At 44.5% G+C, this 26,792-nt stretch carries 34 protein-coding genes, 2 pseudogenes and 1 CRISPR repeat array; of the genes and pseudogenes, 4 read left to right on the top strand and 32 right to left on the bottom strand.

All coding sequences use genetic code 11. The features are described 5' to 3' along the window. Nucleotides 1–274: 274 nt before the first annotated feature. Nucleotides 275–1,898: a CRISPR direct-repeat array (repeat unit 35 nt; unit sequence GTTTCCATTAATTAAACTTGCTAAGAAGTTAAAAG). 216 nt (nt 1,899–2,114) lie between these two features. The 6 genes from IM515_RS22975 to IM515_RS22950 all read right to left on the bottom strand — a co-directional run bounded on the left by IM515_RS22975 (nt 2,115) and on the right by IM515_RS22950 (nt 7,581). Beyond that, complete coding sequence (locus IM515_RS22975; RefSeq protein WP_287627496.1) at nt 2,115–3,143, bottom strand: hypothetical protein; 1,029 nt, start codon at nt 3,141–3,143, stop codon at nt 2,115–2,117. A gap of 1 nt (nt 3,144) precedes the next feature. After that, entirely contained in the window at nt 3,145–4,170 is a 1,026-nt protein-coding gene (locus IM515_RS22970) for a metal-dependent hydrolase (RefSeq protein WP_287627497.1), read from the bottom strand. Nucleotide 4,171: 1 nt separating this feature from the next. Beyond that, nucleotides 4,172–4,957 carry an ATP-binding protein gene (locus tag IM515_RS22965; protein WP_287627498.1) on the bottom strand — a complete coding sequence of 262 codons (786 nt, stop codon included), beginning with the start codon at nt 4,955–4,957 and terminating at the stop codon, nt 4,172–4,174. 26 nt (nt 4,958–4,983) lie between these two features. Then, nucleotides 4,984–5,508: a hypothetical protein gene (locus IM515_RS22960; RefSeq protein ID WP_287627500.1), complete on the bottom strand. Its 525-nt coding sequence runs from the start codon at nt 5,506–5,508 to the stop codon at nt 4,984–4,986. A 160-nt stretch (nt 5,509–5,668) separates the two neighbouring features. After that, on the bottom strand, nt 5,669–6,625 hold the full coding sequence (locus IM515_RS22955; RefSeq protein WP_287698208.1) for a hypothetical protein: 957 nt from the start codon (nt 6,623–6,625) through the stop codon (nt 5,669–5,671). Next, nucleotides 6,622–7,581: a helix-turn-helix domain-containing protein gene (locus tag IM515_RS22950; protein ID WP_287627502.1), complete on the bottom strand. Its 960-nt coding sequence runs from the start codon at nt 7,579–7,581 to the stop codon at nt 6,622–6,624. Before IM515_RS22950 ends, IM515_RS22955 begins: the two co-directional genes overlap by 4 nt. Before the next feature lie 179 nt (nt 7,582–7,760). On the opposite strand from IM515_RS22950, the gene IM515_RS22945 reads away from it, so the two are divergent. Together IM515_RS22945 and IM515_RS22940 are read left to right on the top strand one after the other, a co-directional pair. Next, nucleotides 7,761–8,141: a helix-turn-helix domain-containing protein gene (locus IM515_RS22945; RefSeq protein ID WP_287627504.1), complete on the top strand. Its 381-nt coding sequence runs from the start codon at nt 7,761–7,763 to the stop codon at nt 8,139–8,141. Then, on the top strand, nt 8,131–8,391 hold the full coding sequence (locus IM515_RS22940; protein WP_147071542.1) for a hypothetical protein: 261 nt from the start codon (nt 8,131–8,133) through the stop codon (nt 8,389–8,391). Before IM515_RS22945 ends, IM515_RS22940 begins: the two co-directional genes overlap by 11 nt. Here IM515_RS22940 and IM515_RS22935 read toward each other — a convergent pair. Genes IM515_RS22935 through IM515_RS22925 form a run of 3 tightly spaced genes read right to left on the bottom strand, consistent with a single transcriptional unit; the run spans nt 8,388 to nt 11,243 of the window. Next, the gene (locus IM515_RS22935; protein ID WP_287627505.1) at nt 8,388–10,577 is read right to left on the bottom strand and encodes a DEAD/DEAH box helicase; all 2,190 of its coding nucleotides are present in this window, start codon (nt 10,575–10,577) and stop codon (nt 8,388–8,390) included. The two genes, IM515_RS22940 and IM515_RS22935, sit on opposite strands and share 4 nt — an antisense overlap. Before the next feature lie 4 nt (nt 10,578–10,581). After that, the gene (locus tag IM515_RS22930; RefSeq protein WP_287627506.1) at nt 10,582–10,926 is read right to left on the bottom strand and encodes a winged helix-turn-helix domain-containing protein; all 345 of its coding nucleotides are present in this window, start codon (nt 10,924–10,926) and stop codon (nt 10,582–10,584) included. Then, nucleotides 10,923–11,243, bottom strand: a complete 321-nt coding sequence (locus tag IM515_RS22925) for a hypothetical protein (RefSeq protein ID WP_287627507.1) — start codon at nt 11,241–11,243, stop codon at nt 10,923–10,925. The genes IM515_RS22930 and IM515_RS22925 overlap by 4 nt, the downstream gene beginning before the upstream one ends. Before the next feature lie 237 nt (nt 11,244–11,480). Between IM515_RS22925 and IM515_RS22920 the strand changes: the two genes are divergently transcribed. Then, nucleotides 11,481–11,687, top strand: coding sequence for a YlcI/YnfO family protein (locus IM515_RS22920; protein WP_287627508.1), 207 nt, complete (start codon nt 11,481–11,483; stop codon nt 11,685–11,687). A gap of 46 nt (nt 11,688–11,733) precedes the next feature. Here the strand turns inward: IM515_RS22920 and IM515_RS22915 are convergent, their stop codons facing one another. Beyond that, complete coding sequence (locus IM515_RS22915; protein WP_287627509.1) at nt 11,734–12,252, bottom strand: HAD-IIIA family hydrolase; 519 nt, start codon at nt 12,250–12,252, stop codon at nt 11,734–11,736. 123 nt (nt 12,253–12,375) lie between these two features. After that, on the bottom strand, nt 12,376–12,699 hold the full coding sequence (locus tag IM515_RS22910) for a hypothetical protein (RefSeq protein ID WP_287627510.1): 324 nt from the start codon (nt 12,697–12,699) through the stop codon (nt 12,376–12,378). 76 nt (nt 12,700–12,775) lie between these two features. Between IM515_RS22910 and IM515_RS26230 the strand changes: the two are divergent. After that, nucleotides 12,776–12,982, top strand: a pseudogene (locus IM515_RS26230) (hypothetical protein). On the opposite strand, the gene IM515_RS22905 reads toward IM515_RS26230, so the two are convergent. The 21 genes and pseudogenes from IM515_RS22905 to IM515_RS22810 form a co-directional block, all read right to left on the bottom strand. Then, nucleotides 12,959–13,591, bottom strand: a complete 633-nt coding sequence (locus IM515_RS22905; protein WP_287627511.1) for a borealin N-terminal domain-containing protein — start codon at nt 13,589–13,591, stop codon at nt 12,959–12,961. The pseudogene IM515_RS26230 and the gene IM515_RS22905 sit on opposite strands and share 24 nt — an antisense overlap. Before the next feature lie 70 nt (nt 13,592–13,661). Beyond that, a complete protein-coding gene (locus IM515_RS22900; RefSeq protein ID WP_287627512.1) occupies nt 13,662–14,159 on the bottom strand; it encodes a hypothetical protein in 498 nt (165 codons plus the stop codon). A gap of 54 nt (nt 14,160–14,213) precedes the next feature. Next, on the bottom strand, nt 14,214–14,423 hold the full coding sequence (locus IM515_RS22895) for a hypothetical protein (protein ID WP_287627513.1): 210 nt from the start codon (nt 14,421–14,423) through the stop codon (nt 14,214–14,216). A gap of 46 nt (nt 14,424–14,469) precedes the next feature. Continuing rightward, a complete protein-coding gene (locus IM515_RS22890) occupies nt 14,470–14,976 on the bottom strand; it encodes a hypothetical protein (protein WP_287627514.1) in 507 nt (168 codons plus the stop codon). A 150-nt stretch (nt 14,977–15,126) separates the two neighbouring features. After that, nucleotides 15,127–15,285: a hypothetical protein gene (locus IM515_RS22885; protein ID WP_287627515.1), complete on the bottom strand. Its 159-nt coding sequence runs from the start codon at nt 15,283–15,285 to the stop codon at nt 15,127–15,129. A gap of 102 nt (nt 15,286–15,387) precedes the next feature. Beyond that, entirely contained in the window at nt 15,388–15,726 is a 339-nt protein-coding gene (locus tag IM515_RS22880; RefSeq protein WP_287698206.1) for a hypothetical protein, read from the bottom strand. A gap of 654 nt (nt 15,727–16,380) precedes the next feature. Further along, on the bottom strand, nt 16,381–17,103 hold the full coding sequence (locus IM515_RS22875) for a hypothetical protein (RefSeq protein ID WP_287627517.1): 723 nt from the start codon (nt 17,101–17,103) through the stop codon (nt 16,381–16,383). Nucleotides 17,104–17,278: 175 nt separating this feature from the next. Further along, the gene (locus tag IM515_RS22870; RefSeq protein WP_287627520.1) at nt 17,279–17,431 is read right to left on the bottom strand and encodes a hypothetical protein; all 153 of its coding nucleotides are present in this window, start codon (nt 17,429–17,431) and stop codon (nt 17,279–17,281) included. Between the two features lie 322 nt (nt 17,432–17,753). Next, nucleotides 17,754–17,978: pseudogene (locus IM515_RS26225) on the bottom strand (hypothetical protein); the annotation flags it as partial. A gap of 36 nt (nt 17,979–18,014) precedes the next feature. Beyond that, nucleotides 18,015–19,073 carry an RNA-directed DNA polymerase gene (locus tag IM515_RS22865; RefSeq protein WP_287627522.1) on the bottom strand — a complete coding sequence of 353 codons (1,059 nt, stop codon included), beginning with the start codon at nt 19,071–19,073 and terminating at the stop codon, nt 18,015–18,017. Between the two features lie 25 nt (nt 19,074–19,098). Further along, on the bottom strand, nt 19,099–19,473 hold the full coding sequence (gene avd, locus IM515_RS22860) for a diversity-generating retroelement protein Avd (RefSeq protein WP_253881255.1): 375 nt from the start codon (nt 19,471–19,473) through the stop codon (nt 19,099–19,101). Between the two features lie 104 nt (nt 19,474–19,577). Next, a complete protein-coding gene (locus IM515_RS22855; protein ID WP_287627524.1) occupies nt 19,578–21,461 on the bottom strand; it encodes an SUMF1/EgtB/PvdO family nonheme iron enzyme in 1,884 nt (627 codons plus the stop codon). Next, nucleotides 21,454–21,831, bottom strand: a complete 378-nt coding sequence (locus IM515_RS22850) for a Pepco domain-containing protein (protein ID WP_190722126.1) — start codon at nt 21,829–21,831, stop codon at nt 21,454–21,456. The genes IM515_RS22855 and IM515_RS22850 overlap by 8 nt, the downstream gene beginning before the upstream one ends. Nucleotides 21,832–21,845: 14 nt before the next feature. Then, on the bottom strand, nt 21,846–22,070 hold the full coding sequence (locus IM515_RS22845) for a YlcI/YnfO family protein (RefSeq protein ID WP_069475515.1): 225 nt from the start codon (nt 22,068–22,070) through the stop codon (nt 21,846–21,848). 57 nt (nt 22,071–22,127) lie between these two features. Continuing rightward, nucleotides 22,128–22,673: a tyrosine-type recombinase/integrase gene (locus IM515_RS22840; protein WP_287627527.1), complete on the bottom strand. Its 546-nt coding sequence runs from the start codon at nt 22,671–22,673 to the stop codon at nt 22,128–22,130. Nucleotides 22,674–22,787: 114 nt separating this feature from the next. Then, nucleotides 22,788–22,910 carry a hypothetical protein gene (locus IM515_RS22835; protein ID WP_261779610.1) on the bottom strand — a complete coding sequence of 41 codons (123 nt, stop codon included), beginning with the start codon at nt 22,908–22,910 and terminating at the stop codon, nt 22,788–22,790. 26 nt (nt 22,911–22,936) lie between these two features. Continuing rightward, on the bottom strand, nt 22,937–23,266 hold the full coding sequence (locus IM515_RS22830) for a hypothetical protein (RefSeq protein ID WP_287627529.1): 330 nt from the start codon (nt 23,264–23,266) through the stop codon (nt 22,937–22,939). Beyond that, nucleotides 23,250–23,759 carry a thermonuclease family protein gene (locus IM515_RS22825; RefSeq protein WP_287627530.1) on the bottom strand — a complete coding sequence of 170 codons (510 nt, stop codon included), beginning with the start codon at nt 23,757–23,759 and terminating at the stop codon, nt 23,250–23,252. Before IM515_RS22825 ends, IM515_RS22830 begins: the two co-directional genes overlap by 17 nt. Nucleotide 23,760: 1 nt before the next feature. Next, complete coding sequence (locus IM515_RS22820; RefSeq protein ID WP_287627531.1) at nt 23,761–24,366, bottom strand: hypothetical protein; 606 nt, start codon at nt 24,364–24,366, stop codon at nt 23,761–23,763. A gap of 774 nt (nt 24,367–25,140) precedes the next feature. After that, nucleotides 25,141–26,118 (bottom strand): hypothetical protein, encoded by a 978-nt coding sequence (locus IM515_RS22815; RefSeq protein WP_287627532.1) that lies wholly within the window; start codon nt 26,116–26,118, stop codon nt 25,141–25,143. Beyond that, on the bottom strand, nt 26,064–26,537 hold the full coding sequence (locus IM515_RS22810; protein WP_287627533.1) for a thermonuclease family protein: 474 nt from the start codon (nt 26,535–26,537) through the stop codon (nt 26,064–26,066). Before IM515_RS22810 ends, IM515_RS22815 begins: the two co-directional genes overlap by 55 nt. Between the last annotated feature and the right edge of the window lie 255 nt (nt 26,538–26,792).

The following is a 26,792-nucleotide window of genomic DNA, read 5'->3' as shown; positions in this document are numbered from 1 at the left end:
TGATAACTGATAACTGATAACTGATAACTGATAACTGATAACTGATAACTGATAACTGATAACTGATAACTGATAACTGATAACTGATAACTGATAACTGATAACTGATAACTGATAACTGATAACTGATAACTGAAGGGGAATAGACAATCAGTTTTTAATAACTGAATTTAGTACCAGACGCTTCACTAATTGGAAGTAAAAAAATTGTAGGGTTAATTCATGAATTAACCCTACACATTGTTGACCTAATCCTGAGCTTAAAGCTCGTCTCGTTTCTATTAATTAAACTTGCTAAGAAGTTAAAAGATTATGCTTAAGACATCTTCTTTCTCGTTGCCTGTTTCCATTAATTAAACTTGCTAAGAAGTTAAAAGCCGAATTTTCAAGCCGCCTCTAAGGCCCTTACTCACTCACCGTTTCCATTAATTAAACTTGCTAAGAAGTTAAAAGAAGCGCAAGCGCAAGCGCAAGAAGATTACCAAGCCTGAGTGTTTCCATTAATTAAACTTGCTAAGAAGTTAAAAGTAGTGGCCATACTGTATGGCCTCTTAGTAATTGCGTTTCCATTAATTAAACTTGCTAAGAAGTTAAAAGAAAACTGGAAGGGGCCCAAACCCCCCAAGACCAAGTAAGTTTCCATTAATTAAACTTGCTAAGAAGTTAAAAGAAGAAAGAAGCGCGTGCTGCTTTCTACTTTGTGAGTTTCCATTAATTAAACTTGCTAAGAAGTTAAAAGCCGATATACACTCCTTGCAATCCGAGTGTCCGTATTTTTGTTTCCATTAATTAAACTTGCTAAGAAGTTAAAAGAAGCTACAACAGCTGAAGGGCGTAGAAGGCTTAGGGAGGTTTCCATTAATTAAACTTGCTAAGAAGTTAAAAGAACTGGAATTGCGTGAAGCAATCCAGTTAGCTCCCATCGTTTCCATTAATTAAACTTGCTAAGAAGTTAAAAGAATTAGCGGCGGAGACCAAAACATCTCTTCCGTTATTCATCGGGTTTCCATTAATTAAACTTGCTAAGAAGTTAAAAGAATTGCTAGAAGAGGGCAACGCTCTCTACCTTAAGTTTCCATTAATTAAACTTGCTAAGAAGTTAAAAGTGGTAACAAAAGTTAGTGATGAACAATTACTAGAGGTTTCCATTAATTAAACTTGCTAAGAAGTTAAAAGACAATCAACAGCCAATTACCTTGTCCGATATACACTGTTTCCATTAATTAAACTTGCTAAGAAGTTAAAAGCAGGGTGGGAAATCCTACTGGGCTTACCGCTCCCATGCGTTTCCATTAATTAAACTTGCTAAGAAGTTAAAAGGGATTCACTGGCTTTCTGATGACGATCTTTACGAAGTTTCCATTAATTAAACTTGCTAAGAAGTTAAAAGCAGAACGGTGCAAAAGTAGAGCAAACCGCCTTTTTTGGTTTCCATTAATTAAACTTGCTAAGAAGTTAAAAGATTCAAAACCACAAAACAAATGAAATTTGCTTTTCTGTTTCCATTAATTAAACTTGCTAAGAAGTTAAAAGAAATGAAATTCAGATCAAAATCATCGCCGATATAGCGTTTCCATTAATTAAACTTGCTAAGAAGTTAAAAGACCAACCAAAAACTTTGCAACTTGATTGTTGCTTGTGAAAAAAGGTTTCCATTAATTAAACTTGCTAAGAAGTTAAAAGCTTTACCGTCTTTTCCAATCCACCGAGGATTGGGTTTCCATTAATTAAACTTGCTAAGAAGTTAAAAGGATGCTGAATTCAAAACCACAAAAATGGAAAAGTTTGGTTTTGTTTCCATTAATTAAACTTGCTAAGAAGTTAAAAGTAAACTCAGTGTCAAAAACTTTTTTTGACCTTCGCGTTTCCATTAATTAAACTTGCTAAGAAGTTAAAAGACTAGCTTGGCAAAACTAGGCTGTATAAGGATTGTACAGCAATTTTTCGTGGGATATTGAAAAGCATAGACATTATTAATAATAATTCTCAATAGTTACCTCAGTCATAAGGCTCAAAGCCTTACTGGACAAGGCATCGACGCACCTCAACGAAAACTCTAGATTTTCAGCCATTGTGTCTAACCCGCGAAAAATATTGATAACTGATGACTGACTTTAATCCGTGATCAATGAGATTGTCACCTTGAGGCTGTTATCAGATTGGCTTTCGACCTTTATCCTTTTAATTGATCCGGCAAAAGGCGATCGAACGACGGCGATCGAGGATAACCGATCGTCGATCGAGGAGATTCTCTCCTTAAGCTGAGTGAGTTTAAATTCTCGATCGAGATTTTGCTGGGATACGGTGATAGCAGATTGATTAGCCTCTTCATTCCGCCGGGCTATAGCGATCTGATATTCGTATTCCCTCTGATTTTGGCTTTCTTTGGCGGCTCTTAGCCTTGCCTGAGCGATTTCTAGCTCCGCTCTCGCAGATTCTACTGCTTCCTTTAGTGCGCTGATTGATTCCTTGCGCCCCTGCTCAACTTGCTTATATTCAGCTTCCCTAAACTTGTACTCTGCTTGGCGTTTCTCCCAGTTCGATCGCACTTCTTTAAGTTTCTCTGTTTCGTGTTCGAGCATCTCCGGCGGGATGCCTTTGATTTGGGCTATAGCCTCGATTTTTTTCTGCTGTAGCTCCACTTCCCGATAGGCTTGTTCGATCGCTGCTTTGGCAAAATCCACATTTGCCCGGGCCGTGATAAAAGGATCATTACTGAGGGCGCTCTGATAATTTCGCTGGGATTGGGAGAATTTTAGCTCTGCTTGCTGTATCGCCGCTTCTTCGATCGCAAAGCTGGCTGGTGGGATTTCCCGGATAGGGGGGGATATTCTTAATTGTGGCACTGGTGTTTGTTCGATCTTGGCGATCGATAGCAGGGTTTCTCTTCGCTCCCTGTTGAGCCTCGATCGCTCCCCATCACGATCAGCGATTATCTGCCCCCTGGTGACTTTATCCCCTTCTCTCACCTTAAGATCGCTGGGGTTAGCGATCGATAGATTGATTTTCAGGCGCTTGGGTGTGGCGCTTTTGCTAGGGGTTAAGTTTATTTCCGCTTCCACTGGTCTGTTTGTGGTTGAGGTCGGCTGTGCCAGTGCGATCGGTGTGGTTAGTAGTACAGCGAGAACAATAGATCGGATCATATCAGTGGAAGGGGGCTGGTGTGATGATTCGTGCTGTTAGGGTTCCGTAAGCAAATTGTCCCGATAAAATCTCGATCGCTTTTTCGATCGGGCAGTAGGAGAGATCGATCAAGTTTCCAGATTTGGTTAGGGTCGGGTATTGGTCCGGCGGGTTGGTGTTGAAAATATCATCGGGTTCGTCGATCTCGATTTTGCCGCTTAGATAGATGCCGCTTGTTTCATCAGCGAAGGCTTGCAGTATGCCATTTACCTCATCATCATTAAAATTGATCACCTTTTCGCGGGTGGTGGCCGTCTTTCCTGTCTCTGCGGTGATCCGCGAGATGGTGATTTGATCCTCGGTTTTATAGATTCCTCGGTTATTTTGCACGATGAAATCTGTTCCCTCTTGGGCGATCAGAAAGAATCGGCTATCGATCGAGGCTCGATCGTTTACCTTATTGCCTTGGATATTTACCCAGATATGATGATCGGCTCCGTATCGATTGTACGCGGCTTCCACGCCCTCGCGAACCCCTAGCAATTGATTGAATGAGAGCATTAATCCTCCTGACGATTGCAGATTGATCGACCAGATCGAGAGTAATAGTGCTAGACCTAGCACCCAATACTCGATCGTGCTGCCGGTCCGCAGTCGGAAGTTAGGGTTATTCCCATAGATCGCCCGCACGGGTGAGGGGTAAAATAAGCCCACACCTTCCTTGGTAAAGGTATCGGAAAAACAGGATAGTAAATGCCCCAATGGTAGGCATAGCCAAAGTTTCAGGGAGAAATAATAGGCGATCGGTAGAGAGATCAGCGCGATAATCCCCGTCGCCATTAGTGAGTGGGTGATAGTTCTATGTGAGTATCTTTGTTCTATGAAGCTGGCGATCGGGTAGCATATTCTGCCCATCATTGATTTAGTGGTATCGAGATCAGGAAGTTGGGAGCCAATGATCGATAATCCAAGTCCTAGAGGCGTAATTTCGCCTAATAGTAGAGTAGTTCCCGCCACGGATAGGGCGGCGTGGGTGAGGGCCATCATATTATTTTTTTCCTAAAGGCTTTCTTCTTGCGGCTTGATTTAGTCCGATTCCCATATAGCGCAGGGATATTGCGATCAGCATTGCTATCCCTCCGAAAATATATAATGATCGATCACCCAATCCCAAACCGACAAATCGGATAATCCCTAGTGCTGTAAAAATGGCATTGATAAAGGGCGCGACATTGACGTATTCGCTTCCTTTTCCTTCTGGGAAATGGCGGCCTAGTTTCGCCTCTTGTACTGCTTGCTTGGCCAGCATGGGATTAGAGCCAGCGATCGATTGTAGGCGGGCTATTTTGCTAGGGGTTAACGAGAAATTGATCGCTATGGCTTCGCGGATCATAATTTCCCGGATTTGTGCCTCACTGAGGCGGCCTAGCTCGATCTTCGACATTTTTAGGAAGATGCCAGTTTTAATCTCTGCGATCGATAACAGCACGAGGATTGCTCCCGTTTCTTGCACTATTTCTAGCCAATACAGGAGTGAGGCAGCCCATCGGTGGGCATTATCGCAGATCAAAAGATAGCGATCGTTAATATTGTTCGCTATCTCCTGCTTAAGTGCGTCCCCCTTGAGGGGTTTTCCTTTCTCGTCGGTCGCGTCGATGTTCCACTGTTCGGCGATCGATTTCAGGGTGGCCGCCGTGCTGCCGCTATAGTTTGCCATTGCTATTTGGTAATCGCCGCCGATAACCCCTAGCAAAGTTTCGGCCAGGGTGGTCTTGCCGCTTCCAGCTTCGCCCACCACCAGTATTGATTTTCCCGCCTCGATCGCTGTGATCATTTCCCTAAGCTCTTGATCATAGAGACTTAGGCGGTTTTCATTTTCGCGATCAGGCTTAATGCGTACTTCTCGGGGTCGATCGACTTTGGGGCTACAGCCTCCTCCGTCGCCCGAACCTTCGATCGCAGGTCTTCTGGCAGTAGATCAGGATTATCTTTGTATTGAGCCGCTAGTATATTCTGAGCCATGAGTAATCCTGCCGCCTGCTCCTGAGCGACGCGGATCAGTTGATTAATTTGATTCCCTTCCTCTGCGGTGGTGTATTCGATTGATGGCGTGGCGGACTCGATCGAGCCTGATTCTGATATTGCTAATTTTCCTGGTTTGGGGAAGTGGATCATCTGCTTTCCTTGCTTCATCCACTCATGGAGATCGTCGAGGATCTGAATTTCTGCCGAAAATAGAAAGCTTATTCCTTCGCTTTGCCGAATGCTTATCTCTAGGAACTCTAGGCGCTTATAGGTCACGCTCTTGCCAATTCCGTACCTTTGGTTTAACTTCCCTATCAATTCCCCTTTTGATTCCGAGAGTAATTCTTTCGTATTTTCCATGACTTTTATCCCTATAATTTTTAAAACTACCCAAATATTTATTTTTCGGGTGGGGGTGAAATTCCTCAATTTAGAGGGTTAAAGCGGCTCAGTCTGATTTTGCCTTATGGAAAAATATCAGAGGCTTTTCTCTTGATTTCGGAATTTTGGTGATTTTAGTTTAATTTTTTTCCTCTTTGCTTTCCAGAAAATCTTTATACTCTCTTAAGACTTTCCGTGCCTTCGGTGAATCGATCGCCTCTAGAATCTCGTTGATCGGCTTGCCTAGGCGATCGAGTTCTTGTATCTGTTCGATCTTTTCAGCGATCACATAAATCGATCGCTTCTTGCCCGCGAATTCTACTTGATAGGATATCTGCGGGTACTTTTTCCCATATTTCCCATGATTGGCGTAGGTGGTGATAAAAGTCCCCGATCCGCTTCCTCGTCGCCGTCGTGGGCGTTTTGGTATTTCTTCTAAGTTCTCTTCGAACCGGGTCTTTTGGGCTATGGGAGTGAATCGTTCGCATTCCTTTGCGTTTTCTTCTGTAAAATATTTCGGGCTGGCTAGGCAGGTAAGCAAGATGCTCGAAATCCTCTGGCAGAGAGAGCATGACAGACATTTGCTAGGGGTTAACTGCATTTCTTCTTTTACTCCGTTAACCCCTAGCAAAGTTTTATCAGTTTCGCCCTGGGGTGGTTTGCTAGGGGTTAACTCTTCCATCGATGCTTGCTTATTCTCTTTAACCCCTAGCAAAGTTTTGTCAGTTTCGCCCTGGGGTGGTTTGCTAGGGGTTAACTCCATTTCTTGCTTATTCTCGTTAACCCCTAGCAAAGTTTTATCAGTTTCGCCCTGGGGTGGTTTGCTAGGGGTTAACTCCATTTCAAACAGGGTTCTCGGTTCTGCTTTCTCTCTTAGGAGTATTCGTTTTCCCTTGCTTTGCTCCCATTTCTCCAGCCAAGCAAGGGGATAAGCAAATTTAGTCGTCTCCTTGATGGGGATTTTTAGATAAATTTTTGTCCCGTCTGGTTTTATGGCTTCGATTGTACGGCTTGCTGTAGCTTCTATGTAAGTAAATTCCCACGTTAAGCCGCGAAATTTGAAAGAATGGGAATTATACCAGTTATTTTGATTCATTTTTTCCCTCCTTTCCGCAATTTATTTGCGAAATCTGGGGCTATTTTCTCTAGGGATGCTCTTAATTCTTCTCTTGTGCAGCGTGTAAAGCTTTCTCCTGATTTAGCTCTTTGCCATGCAATCAATTCCCCTGGCCTCGATCGCATTCTGATCAAAGGCTCACCATGGCGATCTCGTGGCAGTAATTCTGGGGGAATATCCTCCGTGATTTCTCCTCTGGCGTATTGATACCATTCGAGAAATTCCTTTGATAGTTCCTTAGTTGAATTCCCCTGTATTTGGGAGATTTGATAGAGAAATACTGCGTATTTACTCTTTATCGTTCCCGCAGTTTTTTTTATGTGATTTATCGCTCTTTCTGCTTGGCATTCTCCATATTTATCGATCGCTTCTTCGATTTTTTTATTGATTGGAATATCTAATTCGGTAAGGCGATCGATTATTTCTTGAGAGATTTTGCTAGGGGTTAATTTATCTTCCGAGAAAATTTCATCACCGACCCCATCCGTTGCGGTCTGGGAGGTCTTAATAGTCTTAATAGTCTTAGAGGTTTCCGAACCTTTGTCCTGTAAGGGTTCTAGCTCCCCTTGGCGATCCTGCTGTCGTTCTGGCGATCCTAGGATCGCCTTGGCGATCCTAGGATCGCCTTGGCGATCCTGCTGTCGCTTGGCGATCCTAGGATCGTCAAGCTCTTCTGTATTTTTTCGGTAGCTGAAGCTTTTGATTTCAAGTTCGATTAAGCCTAGTGATTCCAGTTTTTTAAGGGTTCGCTGAACCGTGCGTCGGGTCACGTCTAGGTTTTCGGCGATTACTGAGGTATCGAGTTCTTGAAAGCGATCGCCAAAGGGATTAGCGGCCATTAAGTAGAGATAGATTACGATCTCTGTTTCTGTCAGTTTCCCCGATAGGCTTGTTAGCTCGGTTACTGTGATTGGGTAGAATTTCTGCGTTATCATGGTTGTAGAAAATATGGGATTTAGCCCTAGTCTTGTTTGCTGGGGTTATTTTGCTTTTTTGGTTTTTTTTAAGATGCTTTTGGCGGTGGATCTTTGTTTTGTGTCATAATGGTTGTATTGCTAATTTAATTAATCTTTCAAATTAATTATATCAGATAATCGTTGCTAGGGGTTAATTAATGGTCGTTTGTGCTGATAATGTTGGTGGTGAAATCGAGCTAGACCCTTTTATTCGGGCTTTTGTAAAAATTATTAAAGCTCGGGGAATCCAGGGCAAAGAAGTGGCCGAATGGACTGGCCGCACCCCTGGGAATATTTCCCGAATTCGCAATGGTGAGGATTCACCCCGACTGCGGGATTTTATGCTGATTTTGATGGCAATCGAGAAGAGATGCCCAGGTTTTTTTGATGATTTTTGTCGGCAGCTTTCGGGCCAATCCCGCCGGATGACCATCTCTCCTGAAGAATTTGTTAATTCTTTGGATTCTTCTGAATTTGCAGCACTAATGATCGCTGCTGGCCGCCGTCTGGCGAAGGGGGCAGCTTCTTATGAGTGCTAATAATTGCAAGCCTGATATTAATTTTATTGAGGAGCAAATTAAAGCCCTTTCTCCAGAGGATCGAGCGGCTTTGCTGTCTCGGCTGGCTCCTACCGTGGTTTTTTGCGGCTCTTCGGTGGTGTCCTTTGGCTCCGCTGTGCAGATCAATAATTCCCAGGATTTAAATGCTTTTATTGATAAGATTCCCCCGGAAGCTTTGGGGGAATTCTTAAAAGCGATCGGGACTTATATAGTCAATCACAAGGCCTAAAGAATCTCTAATAATTCTTTGGCCAATTCCGATGGTTTTGATAGCCCGCGCAGGGTTTTGCGTTTTCCTTTTAGTACCAATTCAATTCGATCGCGCTTCTCGGCCAGTAGGGCGTCGATCGCCTCATCGATTGCGCCTAATTGAATCCAGTAGGCGTTAACGGTGTTGTTTTGTCCGATCCGATAGCACCTATCCTCGGCCTGGTCTGCGTCTCCCGGTGTCCAGGGGCGATCGACTAAAATCACCTGATTCGCTGCGGTTAGGGTTAATCCCACTCCCCCGGCTTTAATCGTGCCGATAAATATCTTAGAAGTGCCACTCTGGAAGCGATCGATTATCGCCTGTCTCTCCTCCTGTTTTGTCTCCCCAGTGAGTAGTTCGCAGGGGGCGATTTGACTTAATGCTGTGTACAGTGCTTTCGCTGATTCTAGATACTCGGTGAAAATCACCACCGCTTGCCCTTGTTCCAAAAGCTCGGCTGCGGATTCGATCGCCGCTGGGACTTTGTAGAGGCTCCCCACCTTACGGAGTGCATTGATTGTTACCAGTGCCTCGGCTCCTTCTTTTACTTCCCCCCGCTTCTCCCGTTCGCGGTACTCTGATATGTGGCGATCGATCTCTTGGCGGTAGTTTTTGCTTGCTTCTCCCTCCAGTAGAATCGGAACTAGAGATCGCAGTTTGGGCGGTAGATCAAGACATTCCGCTTTTCTGCGCCGTAAAATCACGTCCTCGGTTTTTTTACTCAGTTCATCAAGGTGAGCCGCGCCGGTATTATCCCAGATGCTCTTACTTCCGATCGCTTTATGATGAGCATTGCAGTAATATTTTTGAAATTCCCAAGGATCGGCCGCAAGTGGGTGCTGGATTATCTGCAATAGCGGGAAAAGGTTAATCGGTCGTCCATTTTTGATCGGAGTCCCTGTCAGTAACCATGTTCCCAGGCAGTTCTCATGATCTGCTAATGCCTTTAATTCTTTAGTTCGCTTGCTATTTTCGTTCTGGGCGTAGTGGGCTTCATCGGCGATTATTAGATACTTCTGCGATTCCAGGGCTTTCGGCATTTTTGCCCAGGAGAAGACTTCGATCGTTGCTCCGGCTTTAGCCGCTTCCCGGAGCCAATTATCTTTTAAAGAAGCTGGGCAGATTACAAAGACTGGGCAGCCGTGAATTTTTGCCATTGCTCTGGCCGCTACTAATGCCGATAGGGTTTTTCCTAAGCCCATATCATCAGCGAGAATTCCCCCGCGATAGATGCCCCCCGTGCGGTGTGCCAGCAGCCATTTTACGGCTTCCTTTTGATGGCCAAAAAGGTGGCCAATCCCGGCTAGGGGGCGATCGAGTTCGGCGGCTGCCACTAGATTTAAGATATCGTTGGCGGCGGTTTCGGCCTCTTTCTCTCTTTCGGCCAATTCCGCTGCTTTTTCCCCCTCGATCATTAGTTTGATTCCTTCGATCTCAGGATCGATCGAGTATTCGGGAGAGGGAAAGGCTTCGATCACTTCGATCACTTTTGCTAGGGGGTATCTCCAGCTTTTATCACTGCTATCAAATCGGTATCCTTCGATCGCCTTGGCTTTTTTTTGGAATCTTCCCGTGCTATCGTATGGAGCGTACACGGCAATTTTGTTGTCTAGTATCTCGATTCTGTAGGGGGATTCTTCTTTTTTACTCTCGAATTTATCGGGGTATTGAGCCTCGATCGCCTCCCAATCTGGTAGGGTGTAGCCGGCTGGCTCTAGTTGGGATTTTTGGTATTTCTGGATCATCTTTAGCCCGGCCTTGGCTTGATGCTTTAATAAGCTTCCCGATGCGATCCTGCGGGCCAGCCAGTGGCCGAATTCTGTATCTACTTTATTGAATCCCCGCCCGTCTTCTTTTCTCGTGCCATCGCATTGATCTGAAAGATAGATGATCGCATTTTCTAATCGGGAATCTTTTGATCGAGCTTTCGCCCGTTCGATTGCCTTCTCTAGATTTTGCTTGAGTGATAGTAATTCCTCGATCGAGGCCGTTTCGAGGAATTCTTCAATCGTTTGCTCGATCCTTTCCCCATTATCAAGCGATCGGGCGTAGCGCTCGATATCCCCTAGCAAAATCTCCGGCACTCGGATCGCCCGCGTTGGCAGGTGTCTCCAGCGTGGTTGTTGTTTCGGCAGTTGGTCGGTTCTGGGGTTGGGGTTGGCCATTCTTCTACTCTATGCTGTGTACGATGCTTTCGTCAAATTTTTTTAGATTGCGCTTCCTCCCGCCTTGGGGGTAGTAGGTGCGATCCTCACTGAATACTTGAATTCCTATCCCTGCCTCCCCTAGTGCGTATGTAAGCTGCTTTACCGTGTTCTCGCTAAGACCAGTGATCTTGGCGATTTCCGAGTAGGTTCGAGGTCGATCGCTAATCGCCTCTAGTACCGCGATCGCAGTCCTTAATCGCTTTTGTAGCAGGGGATAGAGCCACTCCTGTTCTTCGGGGTGCAGTTCCCAGTATTTTCGGATACTGGGTCCGCATTCTTTGATGTATGCTTTGGTATTTTCATTCATAAAAGTGCCTCTTTAATTCCTGCTTCTAGAGCCTTTTTGATCGATTCATGGCATCCGCTTAAATATGGATCGTCGAATTCATAAAAAGCTGCAATTCCCCCATTTTTATTGATGGCAAAAGAATATTTATTTTTATCGATCGGGCATATATATACATTGATATGTAGTAGATGGCGGCCTTGCCGTCTGTGCGCCGATGCTAAAGATTTTCTTACTTGTTCTGCTTGCCATTGGTGGCCGCAGTGATCGCAGTAAATCGTTAGGCTTTCTAGGCTCTTTCTATAAATTTCTGAGGATTGGCATTGGGGGCATTTCATAGTTTTTTTAGGTGTGGGGTGTGGGGTGTGGGGTGTGAGTTTTTTGGGGGTGGGTGGGTGGGGTCTTTATATTAATTAGGCTCTTGCCAGATGTCCGGTTCGGTGGCTTTCGCTTCATTTGTCCTCGCTTTGCTCTTGGGTTTATAAGATTTATTATGCCACGTTAACAGGGAATAGTCAACTATTTTCTTAGCCGTGTTATCATGGAATTTTAAGCAAGGTTAAGCAAGGTAAGATATGGCTGGTAAAGGAGCGCCAAAAGGATCGGTAAATAATCCCAAAGGTATTAATCAGTATCCTGGTGATCGCGCTAATAAATCGATCGGTGTGCGGCTTTTGAAGGAGCATGATCAGCGAGTCCGGGCTAAGGCCCAGTCCGAGGGCAAAACGATCACAGCCATTCTTGATGAGGCGATTGCTCTTTACCTCTCCGTTAACCCCTAGCAAAAATCCCCACGGCTACCGTGGGGACTTGCAAGATTATTTCTCCTTAAAATTCGCGATCAATTGGCGGAAATCTCCAAATATCAGCACTTAAGAAGCGGATTCCTGCAAATGCTGCGGCTTCTTCATCTTCTAATTGATCGCCCACCATTAAAGCTTTTGATGGATTTTTAAAACATTTTAAAGCTGCGGAAATCATGCCACAGTTAGGCTTTCTAAATTGGCCTAAAAATTCTTTGCGGATTTCATGGATTAAATCTATATTTTTTCGGCTTATGCCGTAGCACAAATTCCCCTCGAAATCTGGGCAAAAGTAAATATAAGAAAGCAGGGGAAATATTTCTAAAGTTCTTCGCTGTTCCTCGATCGCACTTTTTAAGGATTTATGCCCGGCGGCTACTCCGCCCTGATTGGTGATTCCTATCATTATCCATCCTTCTCGATGGTAAATTTTCATAGTTTTTATAGATCCTTCGATTGGCTCCTGATCGTTTGGATCTTCGATGAATTTTCCGCTAGTAGGCCGGCGGATCGTGCCATCAAGATCGAGTAATAAAGCTTTCATTTTTTCAAATTTTCCCCTACTAAATGCTTCGGGGAATCCCTAATAGGGATTAGATAGTGCCTCAGACTTGTTAGGTCTCAATCCCTAATAGGGATTCTTTCAGGCTTAAATCGATTTAGCTATTTACCATTCCTCTGGATAATTTATTCGATTAATATAGTAATCTGCCCATTCTTTTTTTAGAGCTAAAAGCTGTTTTTTGCTGGGCTTCTCAAATCCATCGGGATAGCAGTAATTTTCCCGATCCTGAAAGGCCTTCTCTATATCGCAAAAATACTCACCCTGGCTGCAAGGAAAATCTAATCCTGTGCGGCTTAATTTTACAGCGAAAGATGCTTTTGATTTTAAGGAAAATTCCCCATCAATTTTTTTAGCGATAATTGTATCAAATTCCGAAAAATGCTGGGGATTTAATTCTCCTAATAAAATTTTTTGCAGGCAGGGCATATTTTTGCTCCTTAATAGAAGGTAAAATTATTGATTACTGAGCGCTGGTAACTGAGAAGAATTCTGGTTCTTCGGTTTGTGCTATGCAACGGACAGGATTATAAGAGATGAAACCCTTATAGAGAAGGACTTTGATGCGATTTTTGTCAATTGTTTTCGATCTAGAACGAACTAATCAATAGAACTCTTGTCAGATAAGGATTTAGTCGATTTATGCCACCCTATTGAACCATACCAAGTAACGAAGAACCAGAATTCTTTATTCTGGCTTTTCCCAATTTGATTCAGAAAATCCCATTTTCCAAGCTAATTCTTTAATTTTTGGCTGTACTTCGGCATTGCAGGGGGCCTTGCCTAAAATTATCCTTGATGCATACCAGTAATTTTCTTCGGGATTTTCAACATAATTTTTAATTATCCCCATCTCTTCCAATTCTACATAGTGGCGAATAAGATCCTCGCTTGCATATTTTTGAATTGTAGAATGAATATACAAAATGGCGCGAGTGCCATTTTCTTGAATCTCTTTTGTAGAAGGAAATCGGCTTAAAAGAGATGGGGATAATTCAAAATCAGGAAAAGCAAAGATTATTTTAGGAAGAAAATCAATTTCAATTTCCCATCTTTTCTTTTGAGGATTCCATGCAGGTTTTTTCCCATAAAAATAGTGTAAATTTTTCAATCGATCAACTATACCTGGATCATACTTAGGAGTGGTAAGGGAAGCTTTAATATTGCCATCCTTGAAAAAAATTAATCCGATCTGGCCTTTTGGTAGCTTTGTCAGCTGCCGATCTAAATTTCGCAAAGTTTCGGGGATCAGCGATTCATACCATTCGCGCATTAATTTGGAAGTTTCTTCGATTTCGCTTTCAAAATTGTAATTTTCCATGATAAGTAATCTCCTTTGGTGTTTTTTTTGCCTGATAGCTGATAACTGTGTGCGCTTAATTGGCAATGAACTAATCGATTTCAATCTCATCAAGTATTTCGCTTTTTGCGAATGAAATTGCCTCTTTTGTAGCAATTTTTTCCTCGAAAGAAATTAGCTTCTCCCACTTCTCAGAATAATTGCGAGCAAAATTGATCACCTCGTTTTTTTGAATTTGAAATGAATTAGGCTCATATTCTTTAATATAAGCTTCTATCATTTCCTCCCATGGAAGATCCACGAGATTCCAATTTACTTGATCGGAGTAGTTGTAAGGTGCGGCCAATCGACGCACCGGAATCACAAAAGCTTCGCTAGGCCACGGATTCCATGCTGCATTTTTCTCTCTATAGTAGATATTTCCTTTAATAGGATCAGCGTAATGATAGCCCTGATTGTGATATCCAGGATTGGCTTCCTCAACTATTGCTATCGCAAGATCATTCCGAAAAGCATCAATTTTACAAATTTCAATAGTAGCCATGATTTTGCCCTCTTGTGCTTTTTTTGATTTTTTGTAATTTTTCATGGTAGGATTGTGTACTGATCGCTTATAACTGATAGCTGATAAGTGACCTAAAGCTTATGAGTGCGAATCAGCCACTTCCATTATTTCCCATTCAATGCAATCGAGATTATTTCTCTCATCAAGGATGAGAATTTTGTGGCTTCCTTCCTTCTCTATAGAAATATTAGGGTAAATATCATCAAAGATTTTTTCGGCTTCTCCTTGATTTTTTGCTTTGATAATTACCTCGATTTCTACTCTCATTAATCCTGAAAATTCTTTCATTTTGCCTCCTGTTTAGGGGGAATTAATTCCCCCATTTACTAATTATTTAGATTCCAAATTTTTTGACGGTTTGGATAAAAAACGTCGTCGCGATTGCTCTTGCGTCTTGGGGAGTGAGTGCTATATCTTCGGCCTTATCTTGGCAGTGCTGATAAAGACCCGCTAAATTAGCCACATATTCAGCCATCTCCGCCTTGCGATCAGGTGAAAAATCAGGATCAGAGTTAGGGATAGGATAAGTGGGGGTGGGGGGATTATTTGAGGCCAGATAGCGAGAAATAGGCTTCACTGGCACGGGTTCAGTGGGTAAAGCTTGGCCTAAATTAACTAAGTCCGGATCCTCAATTAAGGAATATTTTCCTTTATTATCTAGAGCTAAAGTTAGCCGCGCATTCTTGATAATGTGCTTGATCGAGTATTCGTCATCGCCGCCGCGCCAGATCGTCACTTCCTCGCCGGTATCGCGTCTTACCGCGTCAATTACGGTTCTTTCGCCGTATTTAGTGGTAACGCGGCGGGCGGGGCTGGTTGCCATTGCTTCGATTAATTTCATGATAGGATCCTCTTGGTTTGTTTTAGAGAAAGGCGATCGCATAATTGCAAGTTGGGCGATCGCTTTTCTACTTTTATTATACCACGTTATCGTGGTAAAGTCAAGCTCTAAGCAGGGGATTAGCGGGGAAAAGTCTCCCCGCTTTGGTATTTACTGCCAAATTTCGATCGTGAATTCTTCACCGGGGAATCTGCGGCCCATCCATTCAAGGGCTTCTTTTACGCTATTCGCTTTCAGGTAGTAGCCCTGTCTGTCCGCGATCGGAGTTTCCGCCGGATAGGGATTAATTCGGGTGCATCGGTAAGCCATAAGCCTTGCTCCTATTGATTTCTATGCTTTTATTATAGCGCGTTATCGTGGTAAAGTCAAGAAAAAAAATGCCCAGCAAAAGCCAAGCATAGTACAAAAAAACTAAAAAAGAGAAAGCTGAGCCGGGGGGGGAACGGGAACCCCTAACCACCAGCAAGCCTCCCAGCGCTCCCAATCGACACCAGCCCAAGCAGGGGGAGACGCAGAACCAGGGAGCCAAAGAAGAACCCGCCGCCCGGAGCCAAGAGCAAAGGCCGCAGACCCCCAAGAGCCAGAGCCAGCCCCAAAGAAGCGCCGCGCCGGAAAGACTCCAGCCGGGCAGACCGGGGAAGAGGGCAAGACCACCAGCAAGCCTTGATCGCCGGCAGCAACGGACCGGACGCAAGCGATCGACCGGCGGGCAAAGGCCGAGCGCCCGGAGCCAAAGCGCCCGGAGGCCACCGAAAACACCAGCAGGGAGGGGGACCCAGAGAAGAAGTCCCGGACCAAGCGATCAATCCCATCGGCGCATCCCACCGATATCCGAGAGTAAGGAGATATAAGAAGAAGCAAATCGCTCAGAGCATCCGCAGCAGCCGGAGAAGGAGAGCGAGAGCCAGAGAATCCAATCGAAAAAACAAAAAAAGGCGAAAACATAAGAAAAACTCCCCGAAACTATTATTATTATAGCGCGTTATCGGGGAAAAATCAAGAAAAAAAAGAGGTTATCTGGCGCGCGCAGCGCGCCAGTCAAGGAAAAAAACTCAAAGGTCCCCGGCGGGCAGTCTGCGGCTCGCTCGCCCCCCCACCAGTCGGCCGCAGCGAAGTCTCGGACCCCAGAGGCGAGCGGAAAGCCGCAAGCAACCAGAGGGGACCCACCCACCAGCAACTGTCAAGCAACCGCAACCCCTGCTAGATCAGGACTTGGCGGTGGGTGGGGTGGGGGGGTGGGTGGCCGGCGCGAACGAGAAGGTGCGGGGGCATCTTTACTGGCAAGCATAAGGTAAGAAGGATATCCCCCCCGCCCGACGAGCGAGCAAATTCAAGTTTTGCCAGTAGTCCCTTAGATATTGGTATGTTCGGAGCCCGGCCCGTAGGGCGCGCCCCGATGATCCTTTAGGGAATCTGGTACTCCTTCCTGTTTTCTCGATCTCGCCTTGGCCATTCTTCTCTGATCGCCTTTCTTCGCAAGCCTTCGATCGATTTTGGCCAATCCTTCCGCCGCTGGCCTAGTATTTCCTTCAAGGTTAGCCACTTGCCATCTGGCTCGATCGCTGGCTCGATCGCTGGTTCGATCGATTGGCCGTGCTTTTTGTCGATGGTGGCATCATCTAAGGTGTTATCTAGCTTATCATCTAAGGTATTATCTAGCTTATCATCTAATTCATTATCTAAGCTATCATCTAAGTCTTCATCTGGTCTATCGTTGAAAATCTCGCTGTAGCTTTCGTATAGGCTACTATCTAAACTATCATCTAAGCCATCATCTAAATTAGTATCTAAGCTCTCATCTAGTCTTGCCTCTATAGCTTTTATTTGATGATCGATCGCGATCGATCTATCTTTTATTTCCCGATCAATATCCTTTATCCGATTATCAAAATCTAAAATCCACTTGGAGATCGATTTTTCAGTAGCATCTAATCTATCATCTAAGCTTTTCTCTATTAAGATTTTGAGCTTATCATCTAAATTGGTATCTAAGTTGTCATCTAAGTCTGCATCTAATTGATCGATTAGGAATTGCTTGGCTGCCAGATTCTCGGTAAGCTCTGGGTATAGCGATCGGAGTTTATCGAGATAGCGATCGCTGATCGAGAAGCTTAATACTTTTGACATAATCTAATTTAATCTAAGATGGTATATGGTACACATTATATAGCATCTTAGAAGTAATCTAACCTACCATCTAATAAAAGTATCTAATTAAAATTAGATGATGATATTAGATGCCATTATCCGAGATGATAGCGATCGCATCGTTGTGCTTTATTTTTCTGAAACGCCACAAAAGTTAATGTACCTGAACCGTCGCACTGGCATCATTGCCGAACACATCCACTAATCGGACAGCGATCGTTCGTTTCCCTGCTGACAGTTGGGGACTGCTGGCGGTGGTGATGACAGTATTGGCCCGTTTCCCATTGCCCCGGATGGCCTGCCACATGGATTTAAAGGTTATGCCGTCATAATCCCAATCGATCGCCCAGTAGTCAATGAGAGCGGCAAAGTTATCTTTAATCGCCTTTCGGGGAAGTCCATCAGCACATAGCGATCGGTCGATTTATGCCCCCCTATCGAACCATACCAAGTAACGAAGAACCTGATTGTTAGAGTAAGGCCGTGATTAAAGTTTTGTCCGTCAACCAACCCTACACCCTCAAAATAAAGAACGGGTTAAAGGTTAAAAAAAATATATAAATGGCTGGTTTAGATTTTTTGGAGAGATTTCGATCAATGTGGGGGTGAGCCGGGAGACCCTTCGTAACCTACCAAGCTCCCCGACTCGGTTTGATTTTTGGATGTCGTCGCCAACATCGCAGGAACAGGCTGGACTCTTCGATGCACTCTTGGCAGATTGCCACCTGCCAACCCCGACGATAAAGAGTAATCCCAGCACCGCACACCACCCGAAAACCGTTGTTGTTGTTGTTGTCGCGGCGGTTGTTGTTGTTGCGGTAAGCAGAACGGCAGTTATTTGGATTGTTGTACCAAGAACCGCCCCGCGGTCGGGTTCGCCTATCCCTTCTTCAATGCCTCACGAATGTGAGGGAATCGAATATCTGTTTTCTTAGTTGCCAGGTGTCACCGTGTTCTAGATGTGCCATCCAGCTAGTCAGCGGTCGTTCTACATCTTGCCATTCAATTGTACCGATCGCATAATCTTGTTGCAATCGTCTGAGTCTTCTCCTACCCCGATGAAGGTTACTATTCCTGACACGAATTCGGTCGGGTAAAATGCGGAATCCGAGGAAACTAGCACCATATTTAGTGGCAAAAAGTTGACTCTTGATAGGATGAATTTTCAGCCTCAGTTTGATTAAGTATTCCTCAATTTTACCTCTGGCTTCGACGAGGAAATCTCGGTCATCGGCAAAGAGAGCAAAATCATCAACGTACCTGACATACTTGGGAGTTTTAATAACTTCTTTGATAAAATGATCGAGTCCATTTAGATAAATATTAGCAAAAAACTGACTGGTTAAATTGCCGATAGGCAGACCTCTTTTTCGTTCTAAAGGAGTCAGTAGATTATCGCCAGGGAAGTAATCAATGACAGCTTCCTGTTCGTTGCTGTTATCGATAATAGTATCGATTAACCAGAGGGTATCGGGACATTTAATTTTCCGCCGTATCAGTGCTTTAAGGATTTCATGGTCGAGGGAAGGAAAGTATTTTTTAATATCACACTGAAGGATATAAGAACTAGAACGGGCAAAGCCGATAAACCGTTTCAAGGCTTTATGAGTGCCAAATCCAACTCGATTGGCATAGGAATCATGAATAAAAGTGCGCTCGAAAATAGGAGCGATGATATTACAAAGAGCGTGATGGACTACTCTATCCCGATAAGGTGCGGCCGATATCAGGCGACTTTTGGGGTCTATGATGTGGAAGGTTCGATAGGCTCCAGGATGATAAGTTTTATCCTTTAACTCCCGTTGCAATTGCATTAGTTCCCTTTCTAGATTAAAATTAAAATCTAGAACGTTATCCCTAAAACGCTTGCCCGATTGTGCTTTACGAGCGGCAAGAAATAGATTATCAAATTCGATAATTTGGGAATAGAGATTACCGTAACGCTTCATTTAAATTTCCGATGATGACAATAATTTAATCTGGTTTCGCTTCTCGTTCACGTTGGCTTTTAATCCAGTTACCTAATTCCCCTCCCAATTCATCGATTAACTGACTGACGTATTCAAAGCGTTTCAGATCGATCAACTTAAAATCTAATAAAAGTCGGGTCTGATGTCTGAGAACGGCTAACTCGGTGTTGATATATTCAAGTTTGGCAAGTTTGCTTTTGGCAAATTTAGCCCTGATTAAATTCTCTAGTATGTTATAAAGTTGGTTGATTACTCTGTCCCCTATCGTAAACTTGTGAACTCTGGGAAAACGCTCTATAATCGGAACGTACCACTTCACCAAATCATAACACTTTTGAATCACCGATAATTCTTTCATTGCCTTAATAAAATTTAACATTAACGCCATTTTCTCAAAAAAATCGACCCGCCTAAGGGCGGGAAAGAAAAGAAAAAAGAAAAAATAGGGAATGAGGGTAAAAAGGGAAAAAAAGGGGAAAAGGGTTACAGAGTCCTCCCAGCACCGCACACCACCCGAAAACCGCTGTCGCTGATGAAGTCGCGGCGGATGAAGTCGCTGCGGTAAGCAGAACGGCAGCAATCTGGATCGCTGCACCAAGAACCGCCCCGCAGAGGAGAACGATTATCATTACCATTTTCTCTCCAGACACTGCCATCCCTCGGCGCACCATCATAATTATCGTGCCAAGTATCGGCACACCATTCCCAGACATTGCCGTGCATATCGTGCAACCCAAAAGCGTTTGGGGGAAATTGTCCCACGGGAGTCGTTTCTTCTCGAAATTCTCCCTTCGCTTCTTCTGCGTAGGTATTACTGGCACGGTAGTTGGCCAATTCCCCCGTAATGGTTTCCCCAAAGTAGAATGGGGTGGTGGTTCCAGCACGACAAGCGTATTCCCATTCCGCCTCACTCGGTAATCGGTATTCCCGAACCGTTAGTTTTGATAATCTCGCACAGAACTCGATCGCATCGTACCAGTTGACTTGTTCCACGGGACGGCGATCACTATCGGGACGGTCTTTAAAATAGGCCGGGTTGAAATCAAGGTCTTGTTTAACTTTTAAATCGGTACGGGAGGCGATCGCTTTCCACTGGGACTGGGTGATGGGATAGCGTCCCATGTAGAAAGAAGAAACGGTTACTCGATGTTGAGGTCTTTCACTTCTAAATCCGTCCCAGTTAAATTTTTTCGCCAGTCTTTCGATTTCCTCGTCTTCTGTTCCCATCAGGAAAGTTCCCCCCGGAATGGCGACCATTTCTAAGGTGATGCCATTACCCAAATCTTCGCTGAAATATTGGGACTGCTTCGACTCTTTTTTGATTTGCTCACCCTTCGCATTTACTCGCACCACCTCAAAGTTAAATACCTTGAGTCCAGTTTCTTGAGAAGGTTTAGGGGACGATGACCTATTTCCCTCAGACCCCGTGACGTATTCGCGACGCATAAAAGGAATCGAAGACTGTCTTAGAGCGATGCGCTTGATAGCTTCGATCGCATCTAAATCGCCACGAGATGCTCCTAAGACACGAATCCATAACTGTTCAGCTAAGTCAAGGTCGCCCCTATTTTCTGCTAAGGAAGCCTGATATTTTAGGGGTTGCACGTCCCTAAGCGTGGCAACTTGTTCTAACAAAATAAAATAGAGCTTGTGGGGCGGTTCTGCTTTTAGATAGGGATTCTGTCTCGGTTTCCCATATCTAGCGTTAGTTTGCTCGACTTGACGGCGCAGATGTTCGTCTAGACGCTCGACCGTAGCACAATTGGCTTCTCCTTGCCGCCGTAATCCTTCCAGCAGCGTATGAGTAAATGAGCCTTGTTGTAACTCATCGATCTCCCAAGATTGCTGATTGGCAGTACAGGAATAAAAGGTTATGACTCCCTGATGCTCCTCTTCTCCAATGCCCAGACCGCCTCGGCTGTCCTCATCTCGACAGGCATCTAATAATAGTACGACGTTATCGGCCCCAGACCGCCGCAGCCGCTCGGTGACATAATCCACCGATACAGCCGTTTCTCTTACATTGCCCGGATCGCTATCAGGGAGCATCAGATAGTCTTTGTCTTGATAGCGCCTGCCATGACCGGCAAAGAAAAACCAGAGATTGTCTCCAGACTTAAGCAGGGGAGTCTCGAACTGCCTCTGAAGAAACCGCTTGAGACGACCGTGGGTTAGCTGCGTGGGAATGGGGGGACTAGCAGGAATGGGTGGAGAATCTTCGGTAAAGAGAAATATCCCACTGCGATCGAATCCTCCCTCCCCTTCACACCAAGCTTTGATCGCTTCCGCATCTTTCTTGGCGTATTTCAGCGGCTTGAGGTTGTCATACTCGTTGATGCCGATCGCTATCACCCAGTTTTTAGCCATCTTTTCTCTTGAACTTAAATGTCATCGCTCCTTTCCCTCCTGCTTTGCCCCCGACCCCAAACAGGCTAACTTGTCCTTCCCCATTAATTTCTACAGACAGTTCCACTTCATCGAGCCGGATTTTAGTGCCTGGAGGATCGGCTTCATCGAGCATTTCCCGCATCGCTTTGAGAAAGCCCTGCATTTCTAGCTTCAGTTTGGACACATCCACTTGACTTCTTTCGGTGGCCGCAACTTCGGGCGATTTTTCCTTTCCTTCAAGCCTTCCCCCGGTATCACGGCTACTTCTAGCGCCGGTGGGCGTTTTTTGAAGATCAGATTCACCCGTAATAATCCATATTTTGCTGGGAGTCGCGATATCTTCGGTCATTGTGTTGATTTCCCCTAAATGTTATCTCGCTTACCTTTAGCCAAACTTTCTAATTCCATTATCTTTCTCTCAACCTCAGCCATCCTCTGACTCAACGGCACAGTCTCGGCACAGCCCAAGTAAGCAGCAATCGCGCTGATGATCACATTCGTCTTGGACGTGCCAACCCGCTCGACGTACTGGTTAAGTTCGGCGAGGAGAGGTGGGGGAATTCGGACGGCGATTTGTGGTTTGCCCATAACAGTTACATTTCTTCTCCCACCATGCTACCAAACGCATGACTAAGTATCAACACGCTAAATAAATCCCACAGCATCCCGGATATTCTCATCCGTAACTTCCAGATATAAAGCTAAAGTTCCTAAGCTTGAATGTCCAGAGATTTTCTGGATCGTTCTCAGGGGAACCCCCGCCGCGTGCATTCGGGTTAGAGCAGTTCGCCGGAAGCTGTGGGTGCTGATGCCCTTAAATCCCAATTGATCGCAAGCTTGCCTTAATGCCAGATCGGTGTAGGCGCGGGTTAGGGGCTTGTCGCCTGCCCTGCCGGGGAAAAGGTATTCGTTCGGGGAAGCGGCCGCAAGATAATCATTAAGAATTTTTTCAAGGGACAGAGAGATAGGCAGCGATCGGCTGCCTTTTTTTCCTTTAGTATTTGCTTTTCTTAGTGTGATCATCCCATTGCCAACGTCCCCCGCCCGGATCGATAAGGCTTCGCTGATTCGGCAGCCGCAAAATAAGCAGATTGCAAAAATAGCCCTATCTCTGGGATTGAGAAGATTAAAGATAGCTGCCACTTCTTCTTCGCTGAGAATTTTGGCTTGGCCGTTGCGATCGCATTTCATGGGAGAGACTTGTCAAAAGTTTTATTTTAGCAAGTCTTTCTTAGTTTTATGGATTTAGGGCAAAGAACGCTATATATAGCGTAGAAGCACAGCTTCCCAGACACTATATATGGATTATCTGCAATCATTAATCTGATATTCGATCGATCCATCGGGATTGATCCTTCCTTTTGCCTCTACCCCATAGAAAAATTCCCAGACGGTGACTAATGCCAGGGAATAAATGATCAGGCTCACGCCTGCGATTGCTAAATTTTTCCGATTTATTTCAATTGATTGCATTTTGCCTCGCTGTAGCAGGTGATTTGATTGGCTAATTTTAGATAATTAACCACAAAGAAAAAATAGGCGATCGTAACGGCGATCGATAAAATTGCTATTATTATTCGCAGTTTATAATCTAAACTGTCATCTAAAATCTTATCTAAGCTCTTATCTAAGCTTTCATCTAAATGATTATCTAAGTTATCATCTAAATTATTATCTAAGCTCTCATCTAAATCATTATCTAAGCTCTTATCTAAACTATCATCTAAGATACCATCTAATCTATTTTTCAAGCTATCATCTAAGCTATCATCTAAGCTTTTCATTTTGCCTCCATATCCAAGGTTCGACCGCTTGCCTATCTGTGAATAATCCGATTTTTTTTGATTGGGCGGCTTGAAATTCTCTATCGATCGAATTCCAGATCGGACAATTTCTTTTAAATCGATCGAATGCCCAAACTGTGCCGGCATGAGCCTGTAGCGATTGCACTGCTTGCCATTTGCCACGATTGCTAATGTAAAGAATGGCGATAGTTCGGCCAAATCGATCGGTATTTATTCGATCGATTTTTACAGGCCTATCTTTGATTATTTCTCTTAGGTGATTTCGTGAAGCTTTTCCGAAAGGCTGCTTTAATTCAGGCGCATCTATGCAAGCTAATCTTATCTTTTCTCCCTTGTCGGTGGTGCAGGTATCACCATCGTGGCAGCGGATTATTTTTACTTTTTCCCCTGCATCGCCTGTAGATCGGGATTTAATCCCTAGCAAAATTATCGCGATTAAGGCAATGATCAAGAGAGGATATTTTTTACCCATATTACTGCCCTAAAGGAATAGCAAAATAAGTTACCCAAGCTCCATTGATCTTTCGGCACACTGGCGGCCTTACTGTTCTTGGCAATTTGCTATATCGATACTGCTGCCCCTTAAAATATAGATTTCCATCGCCATATTTCATCGGCACTAGGCCCCAGCCGCAATTATTAAGGGCTACTTTTCTTGATTCTTCTCTCTGGATTCGAGAGATAAATTCGCCTTCTGGCCCTAAATTCGCTATATAAACGGTTCGGGTCGCTGGATTATAGGCATTGCTGCCTAGTCCGCCCCTTGCACAATCATAATTAGATATTTGTGGAAGTGATAGGTAGTCGATCGGATTCCCATTATTGATTCTTAAGATTGGTGCTGGTGTTGCTTCTGGTATCTTTATTTTTCCTACCCCGCAGTAATCAGCTTTTCTCAGGGTATTGGTTCGTATTCTGTCAGTCCCGGACACTTCTGCTATTGTGAGAGGCTGCCCGGTGAGTACGATAAAGTCGCCGCGCCGATCATCGGTGCGATAGATTTCCTGGCCTTGAAATGGTGTCGCGTTAATCCCTTCGTTTGAAAAAATAACCCCTAGCAAAATTAAAAGCTTTCGCATTTTCTCACTCCAGATATTGGCCGATCAGCCTTTGGTCGCAATGCGCTTGCGCTCGCGAGATCGGCCGATTGTAGATTAGTTGGCGGCTTCATATCTCAAGTACACAGGGCTGCCGCTGCTGCCCACATTTCGGCAGATTGGCCCGTAATTTTGCGCCGTCACGGATCCGAGGGTGTAGCTTGTTGATCCGATCGTAAAGCTGAAATCGCTCCCCCAGGGATTCCCTTCTGCTGGCTCCGCGAATCTTGCGATCCCGCAGCCATTGGCTCTTGCGGTGCGATTGCCCCCGGCTTTTACGGCTACGGTGGCCGCTTGGTTGGGGGTGTATCCAGAAAAATAGAAGTTGCCATTCGGGTCTTTTCGGACTTCGCTAGTCGTTCCTCCGTTCCATGGCGGGGTCGATCCATTGCACACTGGTGCGCCGCTTAAGCTTACTGGGGTAGCGATCGATCTTGCGGTTCCGTTAATGTTGATGCTGTTTGGTGTGGCTTGATTCGCGCTCACCCGGACGATGCCGCAGCTATTGGCTAGAATCGCTGTGGGTCTGCTGCCGCCATTGGTGGTTAGCTGAATTGAGGATCCGGCGGTGTGTCCACGGGAGTAGATTACATCTCTTCCATCTTCGACAGTTTTCACTACTTGAGCTTGGGCATTGCCAGCGATTAGTGAGAATATAGCCGTGGCTGCTATCAGAAGTTTTCTCATGATTCAGATCTATAGATTAAGTGCCTTTCTTATTTTTTACCAAATAGTTTTTATTTTTTCCAGATTTTTTTAATTTTCTTCAACCCCAATCACCAATATTTTTACTTTTGTCAGTTGCGATCGCATTCTGGACCATTCCCGCCATACTAAAGCTTTCTGGCGATCGTATCCGGATAATTGGCTTAGATATCCCTCAGAGGTTCCTTGGCCAAATCGGTAAGAAATCCGGATAATTTCAATCCTTGCCCGCTCTCTTCGAGCTATTTCTTGCTGTATCTGAAAATCTCTAGCTATTTCTTCTAGTTTCAAGGTTTCAACCAGAACTAATTCCCTGAGTCGGTTGGCTGATTCGGCCCGGTTTCTTTGTAGTTCCGCCACCTTGATCTGTAAATCTCCGATCGCAATTGTTCGTGAGGCTGCTTCACCTCCCCCCTGTAATCCCTGCCAGTTGAAGAGTCCGCCTAATATTTCCCCGGCGATATTTCCCAGTACATTACCAAAGATTAAGGTTAGGGGGTTGGCGATTAGGGGGCTATCTTTATTTATTTGCGCTGCTGGGAAAGTTCCCCATAGTAAAACTTGTAAAAAAGGGCTAAAAGTGGAGACATTGATAGTTTTCAGATTGCTCGATCGAGCTTCGGCGATCCTATTTTCTGCTTCTTCTATCCGTGCATCCATCTCTCTAAGAATCGGCGATCTAGAAAGTGCTAAAGATTGTAATTGTAGGATGCAGCCTTGAGTAGATTCAATGCAAGGAAGATCGCCTTTTAATTGAGTCCAAACATCTTCGGCTATTTTATTCTCGATCAGGGAATCGAGATCAGGTCTTAGCAAGGGATTATCTTCTGTCTTTGGGGCATCGTTAATTTCCCCTTCCACTGGTTCGGTTTCCGTGGGAATTGTTTCTTCTACTGTCGGCGGAATTGGGGTAGGATTTGCCAGAATTTTAAGGGGCAAAAAAGCTAAGGCGATTAAGATTAGTAAGCTTTTCATCATCGTATCCCTTTCCTCCATGCCCAAGGAGCGATCGGATTTGCTGATTTCCACAAGCCCGCTCCTCGATCTCTCGCGCTTTGCTCTGCTCTTTTTAATCCCATAAAGTCGCCGCATTTCGAGGCATATTGCGGGTAATACCAGGCTAGGCCTGCTGATAGTAGCCGCTCCTGAATATTGGCATTATTCACATAAAGAATTGAGGCGGTTCGGTTAAATCCTCCGTCGCCCCTGTTAACTATCTCTAATTCTTTCCCCACTGTTAAACTGGCTAGGTAATCCGTCGCCTCTTGCCCAAATGGCTGATCTGGTTCGGGTGCGTCAATGCAAGCGAGTCTTAGCGGTTTGTTATGGCAAGATACCCGCAAGCTATCACCATCATGAATGCCAGTTATTTCGCATAATCTTGTATTTGCGCTGATTGGTATTGCGCTAGTGATTAAGAGAATTGATAGTGTTGCGGTTTTTTTCATTAGCTTAGGAGATAGAAGATAGGAGAATAAGATAGTAAAAAAAATCTTAGGAAACGATTCCTAAGAAGGCGAAGATGGCTTCATTATATCATATTTTCAAAGTAATATCAAGTGAGTTAATAACTGATAACTGATAACTGATAACTGATAACTGATAACTGATAACTGATAACTGATAACTGATAACTGATAACTGATAACTGATAACTGATAACTGATAACTGATAACTGATAACTGATAACTGATAACTGATA

The organism is Microcystis sp. M44BS1, assembly GCF_020244875.1.
GTDB lineage: Bacteria > Cyanobacteriota > Cyanobacteriia > Cyanobacteriales > Microcystaceae > Microcystis > Microcystis panniformis.
Note: the sequence above shows the minus strand (reverse complement) of the source record. Positions and strands in the feature narration are given on the sequence as shown.